Origin of the sequence: Halomonas sp. S3-1-1, assembly GCF_023757625.1 — a bacterium.
GTDB lineage: Bacteria > Pseudomonadota > Gammaproteobacteria > Pseudomonadales > Halomonadaceae > Vreelandella.
Genome location: NZ_JALGBZ010000003.1, coordinates 113,134 through 136,495, shown reverse-complemented (window position 1 = coordinate 136,495; position 23,362 = coordinate 113,134). Strand labels below are relative to the sequence as shown.

Below are 23,362 nucleotides of genomic sequence, written 5' to 3'. Positions count from 1 at the left end.
CTATTTCACGGCTCGCTTGGTGAGGGATGCGCGGAGCTTGTCGAAATCTGCCTGAGGCACCTGAACCGCAGCGCCGTATTTGCCGCTGAACCACTCTTGGGTGGTGCCTGGACATTGGCTGATCAAACGCTGAATCTGCCCCGCCTGAAACGCCGTAACCCTCTTCACGACTGCTCGTGTACTGGTCTGGCCATTATCGTCTTGCCCGCGTGTGGTGATATTGAGCAAGGCGCACAGTACGTAGCGCTTGCCGTAACTAGTGGACGATCCAAACGCCTGTACGGCATTCTTGTTGCCACTCACATCGGCTGGGAGCAGCATGCTGGTCTCTTCCCGGTGGCCGTCCTTGTGCATCAGCACGCCGGTGATCTGAATGCCGCGTTCCTGCGTTTGAATACGAAAGCTCACCGCAAAGCCGTGCTTCTGCATAATCGGCCGCACGGTATCGACGATATCCTCCAGCGTGGCGTAGAAGCCGTTGTTGGTTTGCCCGCGCTCCTCGATGCTGGGCAGCTCGGTCTGCATAGCCGCCATGGCCGCGCTATAGGCCATCAAAGCCTGGCGATCCATGACCCGTTCCTGCATCTGTAGCAAGCGCTCCATCTTGTCGATATCGACGTCCGGGTTGAGGGCGGCTCGCTCGATCACCTGAATAATGGCCGTGCTGTCCGCGAGATGGGGAGTAGGTGTGCTAGGTACGGCTTGTAGTGAAGAGGCGGCAGACGCCTCGTGATTTACCACATTGGTTTTGGTGGCCATGACAAGGCTCCTTCAATAGGGGTTAAAAATCAGCGGGCAGCTCGCGCGGGTGAATGGGGTGTAGACGCAGCTCCGTGCGATACAGCTGTCCTTTTGCCATTACGTACGTCTCGGCGCAGGTTTGATCCTTGTCTAGCAGCCGTTCGGTCAGTTGCGTCAGTGCCATATCCAGATCGGGATCAGGAAAACTCATGGGGTACTCCTCGTAAAAGGCAAAAAGCCCGGCCTGTCAGGGCCGGGCTTATCGCGCTATCCAATGGGGGGCAGAATAAAAAACAGGACAATAAGCAGTAGAACGATTAAAAGCAGCATGTCAGCTCACCAGTTCCAGGGCCGTTTGTAGTGCTTCCTGCTTTAGCTGCGCCCCTTGTCCAAACCACGCGGAATCCAGGCGCGTATCGTTGCTGCGCGCACGCTTGTCATGATCCACGTACTCGGTCACCGCATTGAGCAGACCCCAAGCGGTGTCTTTAGCCGTATCAAGGTGCGAGCCACGGCCTTCGCCGTGGTAGAGCGTCTGTACCTTGTTAAGCGCCCGGTAGTTGGGCAGCCGTGAAGGATCGTCGATCGGCTTGTCGATCCCGCAGAGCACCGACTGAAAATACTGCTGCGCCTCTCGATGATCTATCTTGCGTTCCGCTAACGCCTTCATGCGGTACATGAAGTCATTCCATTGCGAGACCGAAATGCCCAGTTGGCTTTTCACCGCACGAGGATCAAACTCCGACCGGTGGGGCACCTTCACTGCTTGGGATGCACCATCGACGGCAATCTGCAGCGTGTTATTGCACACCACGCGCACCGTGGTGGGGGTCGCCATGGTCGCCAGCGTGCCGTCACAGGACGTTGCCAACAGCAGGTAGTCGTTCACCTCATCCTGACCTTTCAGCGAGGTACTCAAGCCACTGCGCGCCAACGCCCAGAATTTGCGCCCGCCTTTAAGCACCCCGGCGGTTTCAAGCTCATACCCGGCGTACTCGGTCAGATCACGGTAAAACTCCAGAATCTCTTCCGGCTGTACCACTTTGTAGCGCTGGGACACTACCGACAGCGGCGCCTTGGTATCCGAGCGGTAGAGCACTTTCTGCTCAGGGAACGAGTGGATACTGCCCAGGTGGCTCGCGCCTTCCGCGATAAAGCGCACCGGGGCTTCCTCGATATGCCAGTTCATACCGGCCTGCTGCTGCCAGACCTCGAGCGGTTGCTGACGAGACAGCTGCTGCCCCAGGCCGTGCCAGGGGGTCGTACCGACGTAAGCCATTTGTTCAACGAGATGTGCCATGAGTGAGTCTCCAGACATAAAAAAAGCGCTGACATTTGTCAGCGCTATGGGGTAAGTGAAAGGTAATATCCGTCAGGTGTGCCTCAGCGAGCGGCGGCCAGGGGCGGATAGGTCTGTCGAAAGGCGTGCCCACAGGCAAGGCACAGCCAGGGCGTACCGGCGCCGGGGGGTAACCAACTGGCGAATAAAGATGAGGTGACCCGGATACCTGACCGGCCACCGGTAACGGCGCCGATCATAGCAGTGGGAAGTTTAGCGAGCGGAAAGCGCGCCATGGCCAGTGAAGCTTCTGAGGTTACTGCCATGGCGCGAAAGGTGCCTATTGCACCGCCGACGACGCAACCGCTGATAACACCGATGCGTTGAGCGGTATAGAGATTGATCAGACGGGTAGCAGCACATTGCTGGCAAGGTGGGGGCATGGGCAATACTCCTATGCATCACAAGGTAATTCGAGGGATGGATTCATGGGAGTGATATAGGTCTGTAATTTTTTGGTTTTGACCCCTGAATAGTTGATTCACCAGGTTTCTTTACTGATACCGTTTATACATACAGAAATCATAAAGAGGATATCATGTCATTGAATGTGTCACTGTTGGGCTGGGCGGATGCCATGTCCGCCTCACTGCCCTTACCCCTCTATTCCAGTGCTGCGCGCGCCGGATTTCCGTCACCGGCGGATGTCCATCTGGATACTGATCTGGATTTACACCAGTGCGTTGTGAAGCGCTAGGCGGCGACCTATTTTATAAGGTCTGAGTGAGACTCCAGGCTGATCGATGGCGTTCATCATAGCTACCTGCCGGTGGTGGATCGCAGCCTTGAAGCGCTACTTGGACGTATTATTGTGATCTTTGTGAATGGCGAGCTCACGGTAAAAAGATTAGAGCGCATAGGGCAGTGCAACTATCTTCGGGCCAGTAACCCGGCGTATCCGCCCCTTCCTATTGATGGGCGCGAACCCCATGTTTAATGTGTCGTGACCCAGGTGCTGCATAGTTTGCTTGGGGTTACGATGCAATGATGGCCCTGAATGGCTCTAATAACTCTTCTGCGAGCGAGTCTTTAACTCGTCTCTGGAAGGCCGTCCTATGGGGGCGCTGTCCAACAACGATGGTTGCGTCGTTGCCCGTTCCAACGAGCTAAAAGCGTTGAGTTTAGAAATGGGAGCCGCCATGTACCTCTATTATGCTAGACGTACGTCGTCAGGCGGTACTTTTATCCAGCAATATAAATATCCCGGTTTTAGTGGCATCGCTGATTAGAGTTTTCCGCCCGTTGACCTTCTACCCCGGGCCATGCGCGTAATATGTCATAGTAGCCATGAAAGGGTTCATATATGACAGCGCCACCTTGCTACTACCACCAAGGCTGCAATGCCGGAGGTGCATCCAGCGCGACTACTTGGCCGATCAGCGGTATCACCAACTGGTAGCGGTGTGTTTCGCTCGCCCGAACGAGACGCTCGAAAGGCTCGTCCCAGCGATGCTGCGCCAAGGCAAACCGTCCGGCATGGCCGGGCATCAAGAGCCGGGTATTCAAGTCATCAGCGGCATGCGAAGCTTCTTCGGGCGTCATGTGAATATGGGCCCAGCGTGGGTCGTACTGGCCATGATCCAACGCCACGAGATCAAAGTCGCCCAAACGTTGGCCGATCTCGGTGAAGTGCTCGCCATACCCACTATCACCACTGAAGTAGAGCCGACGCTCCGATGTTTCCAGCGCAAAACTCACCCACAGGGTTTGGTTACGCGTGAGAAGCCGCCCTGAATAGTGACGCGCCGGCAGCACGTGGATGCGCAAGCCGTCATCGAAGGTGAGTACATCGTTCCAATCCTGGGCGTGAATACGGTCTGGCGCATAGCCCCATTGCTCGAAATAGGTCTCCATCCCCAAACCGGTAATGACATAGTCGACTTTGGGTTCAAGCGCTTTGAGCGTTGGATAATCCAAGTGATCCCAATGATCGTGAGTAATCAACACGTAGTCGATAGGCGGCATTTCGTCGGCACTGTAGAGCGTCGTTCCTTCGAACGCCTGATTGGCGAACGGTATCGGCGCGGCATTACGGCTGAATACCGGATCGATCAGCAGGCGGCGACCGTTCAACTGCACGTAATAGGAAGAGTGTCCTAGCCAAACGACCAGATCCTCTTGCAGGTCATATGTGCGCAGATCGCTCTTGGCCGAGGGTAAGGGCACATTGGGACGCAGGCCATCGCGGTCGGCGCGCGCATTATCCCAAAGCACCGAAAAGACACTTTCACCATCGCTGAGAGCGGGTGTTTCCATCAGGTTATGAAACTGACCATCTCGATGATTGGGCGAGCGTTCCAACACGGTCATCGCCTCTTCCGAAGGAAGCTGTCCAAACTTCGGATGCTGCAGGTAAGCCCAACCGGCGATGATGCCTACGACAATAACAGCGATAATGGCCAGCAGCACGTGTTTGACCTTCTTGTTCATGAGAGCGGTATCCGGACGGGCCTGATGTCCGCGAGCGCGAATCAGGAAGCGTCGACGATAGATGAATCAACGAACCTTCAGATTAACAGCGTTATAGCCAACAATAATGACAACAAACCGATGACAATAATGAAATATTCTCATCAATCAAGAATGCGTGCTGAGTAGTATCCGTAGAAGCCGCCCTTAGTTCCAGATGTGGAGAAAACCCTTTTTCCGTCAAGATTGATGAGTTTAGCTAATAAGTTTTTTAAGCGTTCCTTAGCTAGTCAACGTCATCAGCGTCGAGCAAGATAGGCCCCCCACCAGCCTCGATATCGCGACATCTTTAAGTGTGCAATGCCGACACTGAAATTCGCCAGGTTCAATGATGGCGGCCATTGCCGTTGCACAAGTGTTCTTGGCACAAGGCTGACATGAGCTTTTTACTGCTTGTCGCTTGAAAGCTTATGGCCGCTGTTTGACGTGATCGGTTATCGAGCCACTTTCATTGCAAGCGCCTTACTGCTGGCCTTGGCAGGCACCCTTGCGCTCATGGCCGCAAGAGAACAGCGATGACCATGGGCGCGTTGACTCAGCGATCGACACGCTCGTGTTAACCCGATGTCTCGACCACTCATTCTCGATCACTTACCCGTGCTTCGACTGTCAGTAAAACCTGGAGGACAACATGAACGATAAAACGCTTGGATACACCGCCATCGAGCAAATCGGCCCATCACGTAGAGGCTTTCTTCAAAGCTCGGTGCTCACAGGTAGCGCCGTTCTACTAGGGGGCCATTCGGCCCTGGCCTCGGCGTCAACGACTGACCGCGCGTCGAATGGCCTCGCGCTGACACAAGAGTGGGACAAGACCTTCCCCCGTAGTGAACACGTCGACCACCGCAAGGTCACGTTTCCTAACCGCTACGGCATCACGCTGGCCGCCGACCTTTACCTGCCAAGGACCCGTTCGACAAGCGAAAGGCTCGCCGCGATCGTGATCAGCGGCCCTTTCGGCGCCGTCAAAGAGCAGTCGTCAGGACTGTATGCCCAGACGATGGCCGAACGAGGGTTCGCAACGCTCGCTTTCGATCCTTCCTACACGGGTGAAAGCGGCGGCGAGCCACGCGATATCGCCTCTCCAGATATCAACACCGAAGACTTCAGCGCCGCGGTGGACTTTATCGGCCTGCTGCCAGAGGTAGATCGTGAGCGAATCGGCGTTATTGGTATTTGTGGCTGGGGCGGTATGGCCCTCAATGCCGTTGCGGTGGACAAGCGTGTCAAGGCTGTCATAGCCAGCACCATGTATGACATGACCCGTGTCATGTCGCGGGGCTACAACGACAGTATGACCGCCGACGAGCGGGCGCAGGTGCTCGAACAACTGAGTCGTCAGCGCTGGGACGACGCCCAAAGCGGGACTCCGGCCTACCAACCTGCCTATAACGAACTGAGCGGGGGTGAGGCACAGTTCATGGTCGACTATCACGATTACTACATGACACCGCGCGGATACCATCCCAGGGCGGTCAACTCGGGCAATGCCTGGACGCAAACGACCCCGCTCTCCTTCATGAACATGCCGCTCCTGACCTATATCCAGGAAATCGCGCCACGCCCGACCCTGCTGATTCACGGCGAGAACGCCCACTCGCGTTATTTCAGTGAAAGCGCTTACGCCGCTGCGGCAGAGCCCAAGGAGTTGCTGATCGTGGAAGGCGCCAGCCATGTCGACCTCTACGATCAACACGACAAGATCCCGTTCGACAGGATGGTCACCTTCTTCGAGGAAAACCTGACCTAAGCCATTTCCCGTATAGCCACCCGGGAGAAGTGCGCGGCCGATGCATGCTCCATCTGTCGCTCCATGATGCGTACTCCGTGGACCGGATCGCCCAACCTCGGGCGTGTAGCGGTGCTGGTCAACATTACGTCGTGTGGTGCTGGCCAGCCCTTTGGCCTCATCAAAGTAGATCGAAAATTCCTTCGCTGGAGCACTTACGCCACGCTCGCTATCCGCTTGGCCGTCGTATTACCTTGCTTGCATCACTTGACCTCAATATTGCTTGAGGTTTTATAACAGGCAACGGCTCCGTTACACGCCTCAATGTCCTGCTGCGTTACCGGCGCCGTTCACCCATTTTGCAGGAGAAGCGACGATGTCTCACCAACTTCCCAACCTCCCCTACGACTACGATGCCCTCGAGCCAGTGATCGATGCCCAGACCATGGAAATTCATCATGGTCGCCACCACGCAACCTACGTCACCAACCTCAATACCGCCTTGGAAGGAACGGGGTTCGAACATCTATCGGTGGATGAACTATTGGGCCAGATCGAGCAATTGCCTGAGACCAAGCGACAAGCCGTCATCAACAACGGCGGTGGGCACAGCAATCACAGCTTGTTCTGGCAGGCGATGTCGCCCAACGGTGGTGGCCTTCCTCAAGGCGAACTGGCCAAAGCCATCGAGGAGGACTTGGGCGGCTTCGAAAGCTTTAAGGAAACTTTCAAGGCCACGGCGTTGGGCCGCTTCGGTAGCGGCTGGGCGTGGTTGTCCCTCAACCCCGATCATCAATTGATCATCGAGAACACGCTCAACCAGGACAGCCCTATCATGGTGGGCAACACGCCCCTGCTGGGTTTGGACGTGTGGGAGCACGCTTATTATCTCAACTATCAAAACCGCCGCCCGGATTACGTGACCGCGTTTTTCGATGTCATCGACTGGAACGAGGTCGCTCGTCGCTACGAATCAGCGCTAGGCTGAGCATTTATCAACGAGCATCGCCGATTGGCGATGCTCGTGACGACTCGCGCCATGATCGAAGATCGCCGCCATTAAACACTTATGCGTCACGCGTCACGTCATGGCGTAGCCACACCACGCCCCCTTTGAGCGTTTCGCTAGCTTGCAGCGCGAGATGCTGTCCGCTGGCGGGCTGGCTCTTTCCTGTCCCCAAGTGATCATAGATGGCCTGCACCCCGGCCAAGCCGTCGAGGGTGGGGCATATCAACGTACTCAGCGCATCGATCAATCCCGCTGCAAGAAAGGCACCGTTGGTAACCCCCCCGCCTTCCAACAACAGATGCCGAACGTTTAACTGCTTGCCGATCTGCTCCAGCGCTTGAGACAAGTCACGGCCCTCAGGCCCTGCGAATACGTAAGAGACGCCCGCTGCGCGAAGCCGTTCCAGTGATGTATCCGGTACCCGCTCCGATAGAATGACGACGGCTTGGTCACCGCCCACGTCATCACTGACGAAATCGAGCCGCCCACCCGGATCGATCGCCACGCCAATCTGGCGTTGTCCGCGCTCGGCGAAATGAGACTTCCGTGGCATAGGTGTTTCGAGAAGGTCGACACTGACATGCTGCTTGACGAAATCGGCCATGGTCTTGCGGCCCACGATCCAGCCATCGGCGTTCAAACGCGATGCGACCGATTCATAATGGACATCTATCAGATCACCTATACGCCCATTGGCGGGATCCATCCAACGTTCGGGTAGGAGGCGACCATCCAGCGAAGTGATCATGTGGCAGGTGATTTTGGGTCGCATCGTGATTAATGACTCATCCGAAAAAGGAATAAAGATTGATCGACAAAAAACAAGCGCCGCTCGTGAGCGGCGCTTGAGCCATGCGATGTCGTCTGATTAACGACCGTACTCGTCGTCGCTCACTTTCTCCATCCAGGTGACTGGTGAACCGTCGACAGACTCTTGAATGGCAATGTGGGTCATGGCGACATCTGGTGAGGCGCCGTGCCAATGCTTTTCACCTGCCGGGAACCAGACTGTGTCACCAGGGCGAATCTCTTCGATGGGCCCACCCTCTCGTTGAACGCGACCTACCCCGTGGGTCACAATGAGCGCCTGTCCGGCAGGGTGCGTATGCCAAGCGGTACGTGCACCCGGTTCGAACGTCACTGCAGATCCGGAGCTACGTCCCGGTGATTCGGCCTGAAATAGGGGATCCACTCGAACGGTTCCAGTAAAGTAATCAGCAGGTCCCTGAGCGGATGCCTGTGTGCCTACACGATTGATTTTCATTGATCATTCTCCTTCATCCACTATGTTAGGTCTTAATAAACATAGTCAGTATTAGCATGGTAATGAAATTATTCTGCTTGCTAAAAGAAATGAGCATGATTCATTAATCGATTATAATCGATCAAAACGATACACCAGTGAGGGCTTGCCCGGCTGATTATAGGCAAGCTCAGCCGTCACCATCGCAAAAGGTTCCACAAAACGAGCCGTTTCCAGTGCCCCTGCATCAAGTGGCTGATAGCCTGCCGCGTCAATCAAGGTCTCGACCATACGTTTGGCTGTGCTGTCATCACCATAGTAGAGGACATCCGGCTTGGTGACTGTGGCCGTGCGTCGCTGAAACACTTCGATCAGCGCCTCACTGGGGGTTGTATTGAAGGCAGAAACGAAGTGGACATTGGGCAATCGCTTGGCGAGTTCTTCCGCGCCCGAGGTGCTGGTGCCGACCACCAGATAGCGATTATCACTATCCAGTGGCACACAGCAATTCACAACACATTTGCCAGACAGATCACCTGCTTGAGCGAGCACGTCATCAATACGCGACCAGTGAACGGCCAGTAGTACGACATCGGCATTCCTTGCGGCCTCGGCAGGTGTACCATAGTGGGCACCCGTTGCTTGGGCCAGACGCTCGAGTTTCGATGCCTGGCGCGAGTAGCTAAAGGTCACTTCATGACCCTCTGCGGCCCAAATGGTGCCAAGTGTACCGCCCATCATCCCCGATCCTAGAATTCCGATTTTCACTGCATTTCTCCTTGGTACCAGTGAAGTAGCGCGAATGAACCGATTGAGCGCTTGATCAGCATAGTGGCGTCTCGGCGTTAAGCGCCAGTCTGCTAGTATGAGTAGAAATAATGAGCAGGAATCATCAATGCTGAGAGAAAACGTTACCGACCTGATGTCTTTCGTCGTGGTCGCTCGAGTCGAAAGCTTTACCAAGGCAGCTGCTCAGATTGGCGTTTCACAGTCGGCTCTTAGTCATGCCATTCGCGGGCTCGAACAGCGCCTTGGGGTACGCTTGCTGACTCGAACAACACGCAAGGTCACCCCCACCGCCGAAGGTGAGCGTGTTCTCAATCGAATTGCGCCTCACTTCTCGCAAATTGAGGAAGAACTCGAGGCGCTGGTGGAAATGCGGGATCTACCTGCAGGCACCATTCGTATCACGACCACCGATTATGCCGCGGACACGCTGATCTGGCCGAAACTCTCACCGGTACTAAAGGCGTATCCAGACCTGAAGGTTGAGGTCGTGACCGACTATAGCTTAACGGATATCGTGGCCGAGAAATTCGATGCTGGCGTTCGTCTTGGCGAGCAAGTATCCGAGGGCATGATCGCCGTCAAGGTGGGGCCTGACTTTCGCATGCTGGTAGTGGCGGCTCCCGAGTATTTCAAGACACGTAGCAAGCCGGTGACACCCCAGGAACTCACGGACCATGACTGTATCAACCTACGGCTTCCCACCCACGGTGGCCTCTATGCCTGGGAGTTCGAGAAAGACGGGCGCGAACTGCGAGTGCGAGTGGATGGACAGTTTACGTTCAATACGATAGGTCCAGTGGTGCGCGCCGCGCTGGATGGCTACGGTTTGGGCTACGCACCTGAAGGCCTAGTGCGAGAGCATATCGATGCTGGTCGCCTGGTATCAGTACTCGAGAACTGGAGCCCTCCCTTTCCCGGCTATTTCCTGTATTACCCCCATCGCCGCCAATCATCTCTTGCGTTTCGAGTAATCGTCGAAGCCTTGCAGCATCGCGACGAGTGACGCCCTGCTCAAGGCCCATCACTGCAATCGACCTATCACGCTATTAATGAGTAATAGTCATAACTCATTTTTATTTAGCACATTTGCATCATGGCTGACGGATTGCCATGTTTGATATGGGCAGGGTGAGCGGCACATCGCTCCCCCCGATTGATAATGTAACTTGCCGATATCAAGCCAGAAGGAGACCAACCACATGAAAAAATTCTTCACGAAAGCGCTGCCCTTGATGGCTTGCTTCGCGTTTACCAGTACAGCCATTGCGCAAACCATCGACGTCAATTCCGCCGACTCACGCCCTTCCAGCATCGGGTCATCGGAATACTTCACAGGTGAATCGATCATCGTACCTTTATTCCATACCACCGAGTATTCCAATATTTCCTCCGGCGAAGTCACTTTCCCGCCTGGCACACGAGCCGCTTGGCACACCCATCCCGCTGGTCAGATTCTGGTGGTCACCTCCGGCATAGGCTGGGTACAGACGCGCGGTGAAGAGCGTCAGGAAATTCGTGCGGGTGATGTCGTACGTATTCCGCCGGATGTCGAACACTGGCATGGAGCCAGCGCCGAACACGCCATGACCCACATTGCCATCCAGGAAAACGTCGATGGTAGCGGTGTGGACTGGATGGATCACGTTACCGACGAAGAATACGCCGAATGAGGCGCCAGGAGCTCATGATGAAATTTGGATCCGTCTCGATACTGACATTGGCCATGGCTTCCGCAACGCTGACGAGCGCTCATGCCAGCAATTCTTCGAGCACCTCATCACCACAAGAGCAGGCCAACGTGGCACCGGCCCTCGCCGCTTATACCGAGAATGTATTGCAGGAAGAAGTATGGGAGCGCGATGGTCTCTCGGTGCGGGATCGTAGTATCGTCACGCTGGCAACGCTCGTGGCGAGAAATGATGCAGCCGAACTTACCTATCATTTCAATCTGGCGCTGGATAACGGCGTGGAACCTGGCGAGATCACCGAATTGATCACCCACTTGGCCTTCTACTCAGGCTGGGGAAACGCAACCTCCGCCACCGAGCTGCTAGCGCCAGTTTTCGAAGAACGCGGCATCAGCAGTGACGACGTTCCAGGCGAAGAGGTGGAATTGCTGCCCCTTGACGAAGAAGCCGAGGCGGAACGCGCCACCTTTGTGGAAAGCGAATTCGGGGACACGGCGCCTGGCGTGGTGCACTATACGACCGAAGCACTTTTCCGTGACCTCTGGCTACGCCCGGGACTTGAGCCACGCGACCGCAGCCTCGTTACCGTTAGTGCTTTAATTGCCAACGGCAATGTCGAGCAGGTGCCTTTCCATCTTAACCGCGCCATGGATAATGGCCTGACACAAGAGGAGGCATCTGAAATGCTGACTCAGTTGGCCTTCTACGCAGGCTGGCCCAACGTCTTTTCGGCACTGCCGATCGCCAGAGACGTGTTCGAATCCAGGGGCGAGTAGACGCTACCCAAGACCGTTCGCTAGGTGTTTGGCCCCGCGAAGTGATGGTTCGGATCGTTATAAAACCTATCGGGCTCTTTCTGCCATTGCTCAAGGATAAATCCAATCGGTATTTGCCCTTGAGCGCTCTTAGCGGTCGAGCACTATTATAGGCCCATTGAGAAGCTTTCAGGTGAGATTGAAGCTGGTCTAACAAGGCGTGATGGGAAGCTCGAACCGTCGCTGCTTTGATGATGCGGTTCATTCGCTCCACCCGACCGCTGATCCAGTGGTGAAGCGATTTCATCAAACGATATTCGATACATTAGCGAAGACACATCTCATCATATATATGCGGCTTGTAAGCCTCTTTGCCCGGAACCTCATCCCATTACCATTTAACACTTTATGGGCGCTATAAGGCAGTGCTTTGAGCGTGTCCTTAAAAAAGTCAGTGGCCCCTGCTTTGTCATCTTCTGGCATAGCCGTGCATGAATGAACCTGGACGCTCGTTCCACTGCAACGAAGAGGTCAGCCTTGCCTTCGCCTGTCCGTATCTCGCTGATATCGATACGCAGATAGTCCATCGGATAATGCTTTAAGGACTTTTTCTCGCACGTTGCTTCACTAGCCCTTGGCCGCTGATTAATACCGTAGCGTCCGCTCAATGCCATGACCGACTCTATCAATCGCTGTAAGTCTTCCCGGATAGCGTGCGTGGCCGTGGCGCGTTGATGACGTCCCTGAGACATGGATCCTCTTCCGGCAAGTAATCATGCCATAAACCATTACATTCCGGGGCCAAACACCTAAAACGAATTCATGAAAGCAACTATTAAGTCCTAGTGCCCCACTGGGCTTATCAGACGCCGATAGAGCACCTACCTTGTTCTCATTAATTATTCTCAGAGAGATATTCGCATGAAAGATTATTTTGTCGATAAGGTCGCGCTCGTAACGGGCGCGGCTATGGGCATGGGGTTTACCACTGCCCGCGCCTTTGCCGAGGAAGGTGCCCGGGTAGTGCTGTCAGACATCAGCCAGCCGGCTCTCGATGAGGCGGTTGCAACCCTGAAGCAGGAAGGCCATGAAGTGACCGGAATCCTGTGCGATGTCGCAGACGAAGGACAGATCGCTCACCTTGTCGAGCAGACCGTGGCCATCTACGGAAGTATTGACGCCGCGTTCAACAACGCTGGCGTTCAAAGTCTGGCTGCCCAAACGGCCGATGCCACCAGCGAAGAGTTTAACCGAGTAAATTCGATCAACTTGTTCGGCGTCTGGTGCTGCATGAAATATGAACTCATGCAGATGCGCAAGCAGGGTAGCGGTGCCATCGTCAACTGTTCATCACTGGGTGGGCTGGTCGGTCTACCGGGCCGTTCGATCTATCACGGCACCAAGCATGGCGTGGTCGGCATGACCAAGAGCACTGCGCTGGAATATGCCTCACAAGGCATCCGCATCAACGCCGTCTGCCCCGGTACCATCGATACACCTATGGTGCAGAAAATGGTCGAAAGTGGCGACCTACCGTTGGAAGACATTCTGCGTGAGCAGCCGATCGGCCGTCTGGGCAAGCCCGAAGAGATCGCTTCCGCCGTCGTCTGGTTGTGCGGGCCGGGCTCCACGTTTGTCATCGGGCATGCTCTTCCAGTAGATGGTGGCTTTACAGCGCACTGACTTTGCGCTTCACGAGCGCCACACCGATACCACCTCACATTTCACTTTAGGAGTTGGACATGACTCAGGAAATTCAGGACAAGGTCGTCGTCATCACCGGTGGCAGCAGCGGTCTGGGCGAAGCGACTGCCCGCCATTTGGCCGCTCACGGCGCCACGGTCGTGCTGGGTGCTCGGCGCCTTGATCGCCTGCAATCCATCGTGGATGACATCGAAGCCAACGGCGGTAAGGCGCTGGCATTGAAAACCGACGTCACTCGTCAGGCGGACGTACAGGCCTTGGTCGATAAGGCCGTGGAGACCTACGGAAAGATCGACGTACTGCTCAACAATGCCGGACTCATGCAGCAGTCCCCGCTCGAGAAGCTGAAGATCGATGAGTGGGACAACATGATCGACATCAACATCAAGGGAACGCTTTACGGCATCGCCGCCGCTCTGCCGCACATGCAATCGCAGAAATTCGGCCATTTGATCAACGTTTCATCAGTCGCCGGTCACAAGGTGACGCCGGCTGGCACGGTCTATTGCGCCACCAAGCACGCCGTTCGTGCGATCAGTGAGGGCTTTCGTCAGGAGGTGAAGGACTACAACCTGCGCTCCACCATCATCTCACCAGGCGCCATAGATACCGAACTGCCAAGCCATATCACTGACCCGGAATCCTCCGAAGCCATTGGTGGCTTCTATGCATCGTCCGCCATTCCGGCAGACTCCTTCGCCCGGACGGTCTTTTTTGCGATCACTCAGCCTGAGGACGTTGATATCAACGAAATCCTCTATCGCCCGACCGCGCAGCCACTGTAAGCGACATACGATCTACCTTTGCGTAACGATTCGGCGAGCGCCTCGGGCGCTCGCCGATGTCTTTAAACTCTCATCGGGAATCAAGATGGTCACGTTCGTTGTCATGTTACGATCCAGCCTCTGCGCTATCGGGCTTGCTGCGATGCTGCCATCGGGCCTAACACAGGCATCCGATACACCTTCCACACAGGAGTCCCATTCCATGAATATCGTTTTCGATGTCGAGGGACAGCAAGTTTCCGCCACACTCGAAGACACGCCCGCCGGCCGTGCATTTGCCGACATGCTGCCGCTCGATCTAGAGCTGGGCGATTTTGGCGGCGGTGTCGAAAAGATCGCCGACCTGCCCGGCAGTCTGCCGGATGGTGAGGCATCCAAGGGTATGAAGCCGGTTGCAGGCGATATCACCTACTACGCGCCTTGGGGCAACCTGGCCATCTTCCGCAAGGAATTTAAGCATTCCAGCGGTCTGGTCAAGCTGGGCAACTTCGATTCGGAGTTTGCAGCCATTGATCGCGACGGACCAGTCAAGGTTACAATCAGGCATAAAGAGTGATGTCATGACCTGGAAGATATGACATGAACTGACGCCTACGTGAATACCGCTGGTGCGCCAGGTCCCAGATGCGTCAAGGTGTCCTACACCAAGTGTGTGCGAAGACGCGTAATAGCAGCAAGACCGAATATTTCGACCTTACAACGCTCATAACGACTGAATGAGCTTGAGAATCTCGGTCCCCGGGGCACGATCGAAATCGGGTGCCAATCGCGCTGCCAGACTCGCCACTGAGGAGGATATCGCACCCGCATCTTCCATCGCCCGAAACATGGCCAGCTCGCTGCGCTCTGATAGCCCACCGATCGCATCGACCATGTAGAAAACGGTATACCCCTCGGCCAGCGCATCGAGCACCGTCTGAATCACCACGACTTCGGCCGCGAATCCGGCAACGACAAGGATGGGTCGCTCCGTCGCTGACAATGCCTCTTGTGTCGGTGCGTCCATCAGCGCCCCCGAGGTGACCCGATGATACGTATTATCCTCTATCGCATAGGGTCTCAGGGGCTCAATGACCGATGGGTCCATGCCGGCCTGAGCCGCCACGCTGTGATGCATTGGCAGTTCTAGAATGTTGGCAATCCTGGCCAGACCAACAGCAGCTCGGATGATCGACTCTGGTGGTGTTGTCCGGCTGTTGTCGATCAGATTGCCCTGCAAGTCGGCGAATAGAATCTGCACCTGATTTGCGTCGAGCCGAGCGGTTTGAGCGGGCCCGAAGGACCCGTCAGCAGTGCTTGTATAAGGATTGGATTGGCCATTATTCATTTGCGACGTCACTCTCGCGCTCACTTGGGCTTGCCACTGAGCGGCGCATCGGAACCGCCGCCCACAACCCGGCCCACGGCATGCTCGGCCTTACCAACGAAGCGGGTCCGCATTGCATCACCGAAATCACCGTAGGGATAGCAGTTTTCCGGCACTGGGCGACTCAGCGTTTCCAGACGCTCGGTGATCTCGTCGCCAAGGTCCAGATCTACCGCACCGAGATTATCCTCAAGATGCGCAAGCGTACGCGCTCCGCAGATCGGTGCCGTCACGCTCGGGCGATCTATCAACCAACGCAGCGCCACCTGTGAAGGCGTCGCACCGAGCTGTGTCGCTGCCTCCCGCACGGCTCCAATGACACGCCAGGCACGATCCGAACTGACGAACTCGGCGCTCGACCATTGATAGAGTGGGTTATCGGAACCGGCTCGCGTGTTGGCATCCGGTATGCCGTTACGCTCGTACTTGCCGGTCAACATGCCACCGGCCAGCGGTGACCATGGAAGCAGGCCCAGGCCATTGTGCATCGAGGCGGGAATGATCTCCCATTCGATCTCGCGCGACAGAAGGTTGTACTGCGGCTGATGCGAGACCGGCACTGTCAGCCCCATGGCCTGGGCGGTGGAGACCATGCGTTGAATCTCCCAACCGTTGAAATTCGAAAGCCCGACGTAATGAATCTTTCCGGCGCGCACAGCGTCGTCCAGAAACGTCAGCGTCTCTTCCATCGAGGTGAGTGGATCAGTACCGTGCAGCTGATAGAGATCGATAGTGTCGACCTTGAGACGCTCAAGCGATGCATTGAGCGCACGGTGCAGGTGACGACGCGAGAGTCCCTGCGCGTTGACATCTTCACCGGTCGGGTAGCGACCCTTGGTCGCCAGCACGACATGATCGGTCACCTCTTTCGGCCGGCTGGCCATCCAGTGGCCAACAATCTTTTCTGCCGCCCCTCCTACATACACGTCGGACGTATCAATTAGCGTTCCGCCCTTTTCCATGAAGGCGTCGAGAATAGTGAAGGCCTCCTTTTCGGCAGTTTCATTGCCGAAATACATTGTTCCAAGCGCAAGTTGGGAAACGGCCATTCCGGATTGACCCAGTAAACGGTAGTCCATGACATTAAATCTCTGATGACGTGATGAAAGGCAGGCAGTAAGCCACATGTTGTCGATGGCACCCGAAAAAGCTCGATTCGGAAACGGTCATACACGCCCTTTTCTTCAACTTTATTCAAGGGCAGTCCATCGCCTATACCAAGCGTAGAAGTCTAATGACGTGACCAGCAGTGACTTTGGATAAAACAGAAATGAATTCAGCTCATGAATGAAATAGAAACGAAATGTTTAGTTTTGGAGTGTCGTGGCTTTTGGTACAGAGCACTAACGGTTTAGGATCCATGGCTCGAATACATCACCAGCGCACCACAGCCATGCACGCCATCCGAGAAAAGATACCGCGCGCCGCAATACGCGGCTCAGGGACGGGGCTGCTGGCAGGATTGGCGATTATTGTCTGCGCCGTGGTGCTGGATCGCCCCATGCAGAGAAAAGCCGCGCGATGAGGTACTGCGTGTATTGCCTCCGCCACCAGTACTGACACCGCAGGGCCTGTAGGGTCATTCCGACCGATCACGGGCAGATGCTGCCTCTGGACCTGCCCATAAATCCTACCCCTGATCGACGTCTGCTTTCGTTTGAAAGCGCGCCGCACCTGCAACGTTCTGGCCTAATATATCGCCAGGGTTACGCAATGGACATTGTGCCAGCGACAGACATCCGCATCCGATGCAGTCATCGAGCTGATCGCGCAGCCGTTCAAGATGACTTATGCGCTCGTCGAGCTGCGTACGCCAGCGTGCCGACAGTTGTGCCCAGTCATCGCTGTCTGGAGCACGACCGTTGGGCAGCTGTGCCAAGGCGTCACGAATCTCGGCCAGAGGAATACCCACCCGTTGAGCGGTCTTGATAACGGCCACGCGACGCAGGATATCTCTTGTGTAACGACGCTGATTACCGGCACTGCGATAGGCCGTGATCAAGCCTTCACGCTCATAGAAATGCAGTGCCGAAACGGCAATGTCCAAGCGCTGTGCTACATCACCGACGGATAAAAACCTTTTTTCAGGGTTCAGGGACCGTGCCACCGCTTGACCTCAACATTTATTGAGGTTTGATAATACCTGCATCCCTAACATGGAGGCAAGCATGGCGCCTGTACCTTTATCCATAGCAACGGTTCTTGGAAGCGCCCGTTACGGGCGACGATGCGAACCCATTGCGCAATGGGTTGCAAACGGAATCGATACACGTCAGGACATGACGTCAGATTTGATAGACCCTTTAGAGCTTCCTCTGTCATTGGGCGAACAACCACTGCCCCTGGATAGTTGGCGCTTACTAGAAGAGCGCATGGAAAAAGCCGACGCCTTTGTCATCGTGACCCCTGAATATCATCAGGGCTATCCAGCAGTACTGAAGCATCTCATCGACATCGTACCAAGCGTATGGCAAGACCGGCCGGTCGGTTTCATTTCGTATGGGACCTATTCGAACGGCGTGAAGGCCGTCGAACAACTCAAACAGGTGTTGTATTCTCTACAGGCCATCCCTGTCGATCAGCCCTTGGCTTTTGAAGGCGTAGAACGCTATTTCGATCATTCCAACGCCTTCCGGCCGAGTATTGATGCCACGCATCACCTGTCCGTGCTGCTTGATCGATTGCGTCATGCGTTATAGGTGATACGTACTCACCGTTATGAGAAGGACCATCAAGGGCGGCCTCGGCATTCAGGCCGAAACCGCAATCTGCAAGGGCAGTCTTACCAGGCGATGGTGCCGCCATCATCTACAAAGGTACCTGTCGGACCGTCCTTATCGACCTGAGCCAGTTTGATAGCAATTTCCGCGCTTTCTTCGACACTTCTGCCCTGAAATTGGGTCGCTTCGGTTGCTGTGAGCCCAGGACACACCGCATTGATTTTGATGCCATATTCGGCAAAGGCTGTTGCGTGGCTGAGCGTCAGGGCGTTCAGGGCAGCCTTGGAAGCCTGATAAAATGGAAGCTGGAACGAGGCATAAGGCCAAGAGGCATCCGATCGCAAGGTGAACGAGGCGAGCGAGGAAGAAATGTTCACGACACGAGCATGCTCCGAATGCTTCAAAAGAGGCAGCATGCCTTCCGTGAGAAGCACCACACCCAACACATTGACGTCGAAGGTATTTCTGTAACGATCACGGGTGCTCAGCGAGGGCGTCATGTCCGCGGAGAGGCCAGCATTGTTGATCAGCACATCGAGCTTTCCGAACTTTTCCTGGATAAACGCCCGAAGCTTTTCAATGCTGTTTTCATCGGTGACTTCAAGCTGTACGGGTTCGATATCGTCGCTGGCTGGAGAAGAAAATACGCGCTGCCCGGCTTCCAGATCACGGCATCCGGCCAGAACGTGAAAACCGGCCCTGCTGAGCCCCTTTGCAATGGATAAACCAAGACCACGATTGGCACCACTCACCAGAGCAATTTGCTTGTCGCCCATGTCTATCTACTCCTGAACCGATTATGAGGATGTTCGAAGACTTTGCCTTCCCTCAGCGACTATAAAACCTCAACTTTTGTTGAGGTCAATTTAAACGTCAGAGAAATCCCGCTGGTTTTACTCAGGGGGCAAGAGCATTAAATGGACAACGTTACAGTGATGAACTTTAAAGAAAATGGGCGGATGCTTTAAAAACATCACTGCACAGAAGGCCCTCTAGCTCGGCTTCTCAGTTTCTGAATATCACTTTTTGGCGGTGCACCGAATGCCCGGCTGTATTCCCTGCTGAACTGGGATGGGCTTTCGTAGCCGACCTGGAAAGCAGCATTGGCCGCATCGACTTGCTCGTTCAGCATTAGACGTCGCGCTTCATCAAGCCGCAGCCGCTTTTGATACTGCAGTGGGCTGAGCGTCGTGAGCTGGCGAAAGTGATGATAGAAGGACGGCGTACTCATCTGTGCCAGTGCCGCCAAGTGCTCGACCTGCATTGGCTGGGAGTAATGGGCTCTGATCCAGTCGACGGCCTTCGATATCCGAAAACCGTGGCCATCGATCGAGGCAATTTGGCGCAGACGATGGGCCTGATCGCTCTGAAGCAGACGATAATGAATTTCACGCAGTACAAGCGGCGCCAGAAAAGGTATCGCCTCCGGTTCATCAAGCAACGTGAGCAAGCGATACACCGGCGCCAGCAGCCCTGTCGTGGTATCGCTCAAGCCAATACTGGCCACATTGCTTTTATCACGCGATCCCTGAGCCCCACCTTGGGAAATCAAGTCTGTCAGTTGAGCCTGATCGATTTTTAACGCCAGCCCGAGACAGGGGCGCTCAAGGGAGGCCTCAATCACCTCGGAGCGAGCCGGCAATTCGAGCGATGTAATCAAAAAACGCGACATATCGTAGGAATAGGCATCTTTTCCGATCCACATACGCTTGGCACCCTGAACCACGATCACGATGCTCGGCTCGATCATGCACTCTACGGGCGGCGAGGGTAGTTCGCGCCGAAAAAGATTAAGCCCGGGCACTGCCGTCTCGATATCCTGATGACCAAGGGACCAGCGCTCGACGATATCCACTAGATCAGGCCCTAAAAGCCCATTAGGGTCGCCGTCACCAGGCGTATCCGTATTATGTTGGACTATTTCCAGCGATCGTGAGGTCTCTTCCATCATCGTCTCCTCTTCGAAGCCATCACTGTAAACAACTCTGAGGCACGCTGATCACGATTCGGTCAATAGACATCGAATCAGGCAATAATTTCAGAGAACCTGGCTATCGGTATCCGCTAGCCTGCCGTGAAAATGCTTCACGTCACAATATCCACCCAGAATGCTGGAGGAAGCCACCATGCCGGATGATGCACAGAACTTCTATAAGAGCGACCGCGTTGCCGCCGAAGCAGTCACGTTCCAGACCCTTTACCAGACCACCGTGGCTGGCAATCTGTTTATCCCGAAGAATCTGGACCGCTCGACGGCGCACCCCGCCATTGTGGTTGGCCATCCGATGGGGGCGGTGAAGGAACAGAGCGCCAACCTCTATGCCACCAAACTGGCCGAGCGCGGCTTTGTCACACTGGCGATCGACCTGCCGTGCTGGGGTGCCAGCGATGGCGCGCGTAATCGCGTGTCGCCGGATTTTTACGCCGAAGGCTTCAGCGCTGGAGTCGATTTTCTCACGAGCCAGTCGTTCGTCGATGGCGAGCGCATCGGTGGTCTGGGCGTGTGCGGCAGTGGCGGCTTCGTGATCAGTGCCGCCAAGATCGACTCACGCCTGAAGGCCGTGGCCACGGTCAGCATGTACGACATGGGTCAGGCCAACCGCTATGGCCTCGGTAAGAGCATCTCGCTCGAGGACCGTAAGGCCGGCATCGAGGCTGCTTCACAGCAGCGCAACGTCGAGTTTACCGGTGGTAGCATCGAGTACACCAGCGGTAGCCCGCACGAGATCGACGAAAACTCGCACCCCATCGCCAAGGAGTTTTATGACTTCTACCGCACGCCGCGCGGCGAATTCACGCCGAAGAGCCAGTCCCCGGACCTGACCACGCACCCGACGCTGACCAGCAACGTGAAGTTTCTCAACTTCTATCCATTCGTCGATATCGACACCATTTCACCGCGCCCGCTGCTGTTCATCGCCGGTGATCAGGCCCACTCCCGCGAATTCAGCGAGGACGCCTATGAGCGCGCGGCCGAGCCGAAGGAACTCTACTGGGTCGAGGGTGCCGGGCACGTTGACTTGTATGACCGCGTCAACCTAATCCCCTTCGACAAGCTGGACACGTTCTTTGGCGCGTATCTCGGCTGAGATCGCCCAGAGAGCCACCCCAGGCCCTGCCTCTGGCGGGGTCTTCTGCGTTATCGCCCAGTCACTGCCGGGCGATGACACACAACAGCCCGTTGCTCGAACACCTTAATGTGGGCAATGGCGTTGCGCTCTCGCCACCGGCTGAGCGAGAAGCCCTGTATTACGAGCAACAAGGTCAGGCCAAGAAGACGGCCTGACTCAAACCAACGGGTCTCCGAGAAAGCCGGGGCGGTTCAGATGCCAAGCTCCAGAAAAAGCTGTTGTGATCCAAGTCGAAGTGATATTTCAAGCTGCCCGTTTGGGCAAGAACACCGGTTTGCCCCGAATTTATTTCAGATCGCCGTTCTGCCGGGGTACTTTTATCCAGAACTTACGCTCGACAAACGCTTCCAGTCGGTCGGCGTTGCGGTAAGCGACAACACAGATAAAAAGCACAACCGCGACAAAGCTCAGGAATGCAATCAAGGGGCGGGAGCAGCTCAGCATCTGGGCGGGGTCACCGGCCTTTTCGAGATGCCCAAAACCGCCCCCCTGACCCTGACACCGGAGGACCTGCAAGTTAAGTTCGACCGTGCCCGCGGCCGCGCCTGAACAATATTGTCACTCCTGAATTAAAAATCAAAAATCCTAATGATCATCTTTTATTGCAAAAGTGGACATAAATCCTAAGAAATAGAGCTGCCTGATTGGCAGCACTAGTAATTAACAATTGTTTTTAGAATTGACGATAGCGTCGACTAATTTTGCCACTTTAGCTAATGCTTTTTTTCTCTCTTCAAGGTAGTCGTATCTATCATAAATGCCTTCCACACCTTTTAGCTTATGATTTAAGCAACGTTCAGCCACATGACTCGGCACTCCTGTCTCAGCCAACAGACTGCGGCAAGTGCGCCTAAGGTCATGCACCGTAAAGATGGATAGATCACCCATTCTATTCTCGGGCTGCAGCTTCTTACCTGGTTCATGACCAAATAGCTTAGCAATGGCGCGATTGAGAGTGTCTTTACCCATGTGGGGCTGCTTACTGCTGCGACGGCTAGGAAATACGTAAGGCGAACCGCAAGCACGAGTGTGAAGCTCCTCTAACCACTCGACCGTCTGCGGTGGCAAAGGAATTGCAATTCCAACGCCTGACTTGCTGCGCTCTCCGGGTAAATTCCATTTCGCATTGTTCAAATCAAATTCTGACCATGTGGCTTCTGTTAGCTCTGTTTTACGCACTCCAAGCACAACAAGCAGTGCGCATGCGAGATAGTTGTCACGCGTAAAGCTAGTGCGATTCTCTCTGAAAACCTCAAAGACAAAGCTGAGCTCCTCAAGGCTAAGTGCTCTATCACGGCTTTTCTCGACCCCGCCCGCATCGTTGACGTTGAAAGCAGACGCAGGATTATAGGCCAAAAGTCCTAGCTTGATACCATGGTTAAATAGCTGCTTTAAGTACATCAAAGCATCGTTTGCAATGGTTGGCCGACCGCTACTCGTCACCTTTCTGACGATGGCACGTATATCCATAGGAGTAACGCTATCTAGCGCTAACGAACCTATGAATGGAGCAATATCCCTTTCAAATACACGCTTGGGAATATTGGGATGCTTGAGCCGCTTCTCTAATTCCTGATACCAATCGTCGAACAGATCCTGCACTGTACTGATGGTTATTTTTTCTTCACGTTTGCGCTCGGTAAGAGGGTCTCTACCGCTACGAATCGCCTTCTGAGTCTCAACCACCTGCTCGCGAGCTTCAGCTAAGGAGAGGTGAGAATATTTACCCAGCGTCATACCACGGCGTTTACCCGCGAAGGTATAGCGGCACATCCAATAGGCAGCTCCTGCCTTAGGAATCATCAAGTACAAACCGTTGCCATCACCATAGCGTCCCGGCTTGGCTTCTTTGATCAACGACTGGACCTTCTTGGCAGTAAAGCTTCCCATCCCC

At 55.1% G+C, this 23,362-nt stretch carries 25 protein-coding genes; 12 read left to right on the top strand and 13 right to left on the bottom strand.

Annotated features, from left to right (window positions below):
- From MQW23_RS10030 to MQW23_RS10020, 3 genes are all read right to left on the bottom strand, one after another.
- Window positions 1-759: an ERF family protein gene (locus MQW23_RS10030; protein ID WP_252107955.1), complete on the bottom strand. Its 759-nt coding sequence runs from the start codon at window positions 757-759 to the stop codon at window positions 1-3.
- Between the two features lie 22 nt (window positions 760-781).
- On the bottom strand, window positions 782-952 hold the full coding sequence (locus MQW23_RS10025) for a hypothetical protein (RefSeq protein WP_252107954.1): 171 nt from the start codon (window positions 950-952) through the stop codon (window positions 782-784).
- 120 nt (window positions 953-1,072) lie between these two features.
- The gene (locus MQW23_RS10020; protein ID WP_252107953.1) at window positions 1,073-2,041 is read right to left on the bottom strand and encodes a DUF932 domain-containing protein; all 969 of its coding nucleotides are present in this window, start codon (window positions 2,039-2,041) and stop codon (window positions 1,073-1,075) included.
- Window positions 2,042-2,816: 775 nt separating this feature from the next.
- On the opposite strand from MQW23_RS10020, the gene MQW23_RS10015 reads away from it, so the two are divergent.
- Window positions 2,817-3,017 carry a LexA family protein gene (locus MQW23_RS10015; protein WP_353653845.1) on the top strand — a complete coding sequence of 67 codons (201 nt, stop codon included), beginning with the start codon at window positions 2,817-2,819 and terminating at the stop codon, window positions 3,015-3,017.
- Window positions 3,018-3,403: 386 nt separating this feature from the next.
- On the opposite strand, the gene MQW23_RS10010 is transcribed toward MQW23_RS10015, so the two are convergent.
- Window positions 3,404-4,510, bottom strand: coding sequence for an MBL fold metallo-hydrolase (locus MQW23_RS10010; protein WP_252107952.1), 1,107 nt, complete (start codon window positions 4,508-4,510; stop codon window positions 3,404-3,406).
- A gap of 670 nt (window positions 4,511-5,180) precedes the next feature.
- Here MQW23_RS10010 and MQW23_RS10005 point away from each other — a divergent pair.
- Window positions 5,181-6,299 carry an alpha/beta hydrolase gene (locus MQW23_RS10005; protein WP_252107951.1) on the top strand — a complete coding sequence of 373 codons (1,119 nt, stop codon included), beginning with the start codon at window positions 5,181-5,183 and terminating at the stop codon, window positions 6,297-6,299.
- A gap of 355 nt (window positions 6,300-6,654) precedes the next feature.
- The gene (locus tag MQW23_RS10000; protein WP_252107950.1) at window positions 6,655-7,266 is read left to right on the top strand and encodes a superoxide dismutase; all 612 of its coding nucleotides are present in this window, start codon (window positions 6,655-6,657) and stop codon (window positions 7,264-7,266) included.
- Window positions 7,267-7,345: 79 nt separating this feature from the next.
- Here the strand turns inward: MQW23_RS10000 and MQW23_RS09995 are convergent, their stop codons facing one another.
- The 3 genes from MQW23_RS09995 to MQW23_RS09985 all read right to left on the bottom strand — a co-directional run bounded on the left by MQW23_RS09995 (window position 7,346) and on the right by MQW23_RS09985 (window position 9,298).
- Entirely contained in the window at window positions 7,346-8,059 is a 714-nt protein-coding gene (locus MQW23_RS09995) for a RibD family protein (protein ID WP_264297484.1), read from the bottom strand.
- 96 nt (window positions 8,060-8,155) lie between these two features.
- Complete coding sequence (locus tag MQW23_RS09990) at window positions 8,156-8,551, bottom strand: (R)-mandelonitrile lyase (protein WP_252107948.1); 396 nt, start codon at window positions 8,549-8,551, stop codon at window positions 8,156-8,158.
- Window positions 8,552-8,662: 111 nt separating this feature from the next.
- Window positions 8,663-9,298, bottom strand: a complete 636-nt coding sequence (locus tag MQW23_RS09985; RefSeq protein WP_252107947.1) for an NADPH-dependent F420 reductase — start codon at window positions 9,296-9,298, stop codon at window positions 8,663-8,665.
- Window positions 9,299-9,425: 127 nt separating this feature from the next.
- Here MQW23_RS09985 and MQW23_RS09980 point away from each other — a divergent pair, with 127 nt between their 5' ends.
- The 6 genes from MQW23_RS09980 to MQW23_RS09955 all read left to right on the top strand — a co-directional run bounded on the left by MQW23_RS09980 (window position 9,426) and on the right by MQW23_RS09955 (window position 14,807).
- Complete coding sequence (locus tag MQW23_RS09980; protein WP_252107946.1) at window positions 9,426-10,322, top strand: LysR family transcriptional regulator; 897 nt, start codon at window positions 9,426-9,428, stop codon at window positions 10,320-10,322.
- A gap of 196 nt (window positions 10,323-10,518) precedes the next feature.
- Window positions 10,519-10,989, top strand: coding sequence for a (R)-mandelonitrile lyase (locus MQW23_RS09975; RefSeq protein ID WP_252107945.1), 471 nt, complete (start codon window positions 10,519-10,521; stop codon window positions 10,987-10,989).
- Between the two features lie 17 nt (window positions 10,990-11,006).
- A complete protein-coding gene (locus tag MQW23_RS09970) occupies window positions 11,007-11,783 on the top strand; it encodes a carboxymuconolactone decarboxylase family protein (RefSeq protein WP_252107944.1) in 777 nt (258 codons plus the stop codon).
- Window positions 11,784-12,683: 900 nt separating this feature from the next.
- Window positions 12,684-13,445 (top strand): SDR family oxidoreductase, encoded by a 762-nt coding sequence (locus tag MQW23_RS09965; protein WP_252107943.1) that lies wholly within the window; start codon window positions 12,684-12,686, stop codon window positions 13,443-13,445.
- 59 nt (window positions 13,446-13,504) lie between these two features.
- The gene (locus tag MQW23_RS09960; protein ID WP_252107942.1) at window positions 13,505-14,251 is read left to right on the top strand and encodes an SDR family oxidoreductase; all 747 of its coding nucleotides are present in this window, start codon (window positions 13,505-13,507) and stop codon (window positions 14,249-14,251) included.
- Window positions 14,252-14,453: 202 nt separating this feature from the next.
- A complete protein-coding gene (locus MQW23_RS09955; protein ID WP_252107941.1) occupies window positions 14,454-14,807 on the top strand; it encodes a cyclophilin-like fold protein in 354 nt (117 codons plus the stop codon).
- A 147-nt stretch (window positions 14,808-14,954) separates the two neighbouring features.
- Here MQW23_RS09955 and MQW23_RS09950 read toward each other — a convergent pair whose 3' ends face one another.
- The 3 genes from MQW23_RS09950 to soxR form a co-directional block, all read right to left on the bottom strand.
- Window positions 14,955-15,578 carry an isochorismatase family protein gene (locus tag MQW23_RS09950; RefSeq protein ID WP_252107940.1) on the bottom strand — a complete coding sequence of 208 codons (624 nt, stop codon included), beginning with the start codon at window positions 15,576-15,578 and terminating at the stop codon, window positions 14,955-14,957.
- A 20-nt stretch (window positions 15,579-15,598) separates the two neighbouring features.
- Window positions 15,599-16,696, bottom strand: a complete 1,098-nt coding sequence (locus MQW23_RS09945; protein ID WP_252107939.1) for an aldo/keto reductase — start codon at window positions 16,694-16,696, stop codon at window positions 15,599-15,601.
- Window positions 16,697-17,247: 551 nt separating this feature from the next.
- A complete protein-coding gene (gene soxR / locus MQW23_RS09940; protein ID WP_252107938.1) occupies window positions 17,248-17,724 on the bottom strand; it encodes a redox-sensitive transcriptional activator SoxR in 477 nt (158 codons plus the stop codon).
- A gap of 61 nt (window positions 17,725-17,785) precedes the next feature.
- On the opposite strand from soxR, the gene MQW23_RS09935 reads away from it, so the two are divergent.
- Window positions 17,786-18,316, top strand: coding sequence for an NADPH-dependent FMN reductase (locus MQW23_RS09935; protein WP_252107937.1), 531 nt, complete (start codon window positions 17,786-17,788; stop codon window positions 18,314-18,316).
- 83 nt (window positions 18,317-18,399) lie between these two features.
- On the opposite strand, the gene MQW23_RS09930 is transcribed toward MQW23_RS09935, so the two are convergent.
- Window positions 18,400-19,113 (bottom strand): SDR family NAD(P)-dependent oxidoreductase, encoded by a 714-nt coding sequence (locus tag MQW23_RS09930; protein WP_252107936.1) that lies wholly within the window; start codon window positions 19,111-19,113, stop codon window positions 18,400-18,402.
- 197 nt (window positions 19,114-19,310) lie between these two features.
- A complete protein-coding gene (locus MQW23_RS09925; RefSeq protein WP_252107935.1) occupies window positions 19,311-20,288 on the bottom strand; it encodes an AraC family transcriptional regulator in 978 nt (325 codons plus the stop codon).
- Window positions 20,289-20,463: 175 nt separating this feature from the next.
- Here MQW23_RS09925 and MQW23_RS09920 point away from each other — a divergent pair, with 175 nt between their 5' ends.
- On the top strand, window positions 20,464-21,426 hold the full coding sequence (locus tag MQW23_RS09920; protein ID WP_252107934.1) for an alpha/beta hydrolase: 963 nt from the start codon (window positions 20,464-20,466) through the stop codon (window positions 21,424-21,426).
- Between the two features lie 237 nt (window positions 21,427-21,663).
- Window positions 21,664-22,017 carry a hypothetical protein gene (locus tag MQW23_RS09915; protein WP_252107933.1) on the top strand — a complete coding sequence of 118 codons (354 nt, stop codon included), beginning with the start codon at window positions 21,664-21,666 and terminating at the stop codon, window positions 22,015-22,017.
- A 111-nt stretch (window positions 22,018-22,128) separates the two neighbouring features.
- Here MQW23_RS09915 and MQW23_RS09910 read toward each other — a convergent pair whose 3' ends face one another.
- Window positions 22,129-23,358 carry a tyrosine-type recombinase/integrase gene (locus tag MQW23_RS09910; protein WP_252107932.1) on the bottom strand — a complete coding sequence of 410 codons (1,230 nt, stop codon included), beginning with the start codon at window positions 23,356-23,358 and terminating at the stop codon, window positions 22,129-22,131.
- Between the last annotated feature and the right edge of the window lie 4 nt (window positions 23,359-23,362).

Bases quoted from the DNA above. Each gene is read 5' to 3' on its own strand.
- MQW23_RS09970 (WP_252107944.1), top strand. From the start codon at position 11,007: ATGAAATTTGGATCCGTCTCGATACTGACATTGGCCATGGCTTCCGCA.
- MQW23_RS09990 (WP_252107948.1), bottom strand. From the start codon at position 8,551: ATGAAAATCAATCGTGTAGGCACACAGGCATCCGCTCAGGGACCTGCT.
- MQW23_RS10020 (WP_252107953.1), bottom strand. From the start codon at position 2,041: ATGGCACATCTCGTTGAACAAATGGCTTACGTCGGTACGACCCCCTGG.
- MQW23_RS10010 (WP_252107952.1), bottom strand. From the start codon at position 4,510: ATGAACAAGAAGGTCAAACACGTGCTGCTGGCCATTATCGCTGTTATT.
- MQW23_RS10000 (WP_252107950.1), top strand. From the start codon at position 6,655: ATGTCTCACCAACTTCCCAACCTCCCCTACGACTACGATGCCCTCGAG.
- MQW23_RS10030 (WP_252107955.1), bottom strand. From the start codon at position 759: ATGGCCACCAAAACCAATGTGGTAAATCACGAGGCGTCTGCCGCCTCT.
- MQW23_RS09925 (WP_252107935.1), bottom strand. From the start codon at position 20,288: ATGATGGAAGAGACCTCACGATCGCTGGAAATAGTCCAACATAATACG.
- MQW23_RS09965 (WP_252107943.1), top strand. From the start codon at position 12,684: ATGAAAGATTATTTTGTCGATAAGGTCGCGCTCGTAACGGGCGCGGCT.
- MQW23_RS09915 (WP_252107933.1), top strand. From the start codon at position 21,664: ATGCCAAGCTCCAGAAAAAGCTGTTGTGATCCAAGTCGAAGTGATATT.
- MQW23_RS09955 (WP_252107941.1), top strand. From the start codon at position 14,454: ATGAATATCGTTTTCGATGTCGAGGGACAGCAAGTTTCCGCCACACTC.
- MQW23_RS09910 (WP_252107932.1), bottom strand. From the start codon at position 23,358: ATGGGAAGCTTTACTGCCAAGAAGGTCCAGTCGTTGATCAAAGAAGCC.
- MQW23_RS09935 (WP_252107937.1), top strand. From the start codon at position 17,786: ATGGCGCCTGTACCTTTATCCATAGCAACGGTTCTTGGAAGCGCCCGT.
- MQW23_RS09960 (WP_252107942.1), top strand. From the start codon at position 13,505: ATGACTCAGGAAATTCAGGACAAGGTCGTCGTCATCACCGGTGGCAGC.
- MQW23_RS09975 (WP_252107945.1), top strand. From the start codon at position 10,519: ATGAAAAAATTCTTCACGAAAGCGCTGCCCTTGATGGCTTGCTTCGCG.
- MQW23_RS09920 (WP_252107934.1), top strand. From the start codon at position 20,464: ATGCCGGATGATGCACAGAACTTCTATAAGAGCGACCGCGTTGCCGCC.
- MQW23_RS09980 (WP_252107946.1), top strand. From the start codon at position 9,426: ATGCTGAGAGAAAACGTTACCGACCTGATGTCTTTCGTCGTGGTCGCT.
- MQW23_RS10025 (WP_252107954.1), bottom strand. From the start codon at position 952: ATGAGTTTTCCTGATCCCGATCTGGATATGGCACTGACGCAACTGACC.
- MQW23_RS09930 (WP_252107936.1), bottom strand. From the start codon at position 19,113: ATGGGCGACAAGCAAATTGCTCTGGTGAGTGGTGCCAATCGTGGTCTT.
- MQW23_RS10005 (WP_252107951.1), top strand. From the start codon at position 5,181: ATGAACGATAAAACGCTTGGATACACCGCCATCGAGCAAATCGGCCCA.
- MQW23_RS09995 (WP_264297484.1), bottom strand. From the start codon at position 8,059: ATGCGACCCAAAATCACCTGCCACATGATCACTTCGCTGGATGGTCGC.
- MQW23_RS09950 (WP_252107940.1), bottom strand. From the start codon at position 15,578: ATGAATAATGGCCAATCCAATCCTTATACAAGCACTGCTGACGGGTCC.
- MQW23_RS09945 (WP_252107939.1), bottom strand. From the start codon at position 16,696: ATGGACTACCGTTTACTGGGTCAATCCGGAATGGCCGTTTCCCAACTT.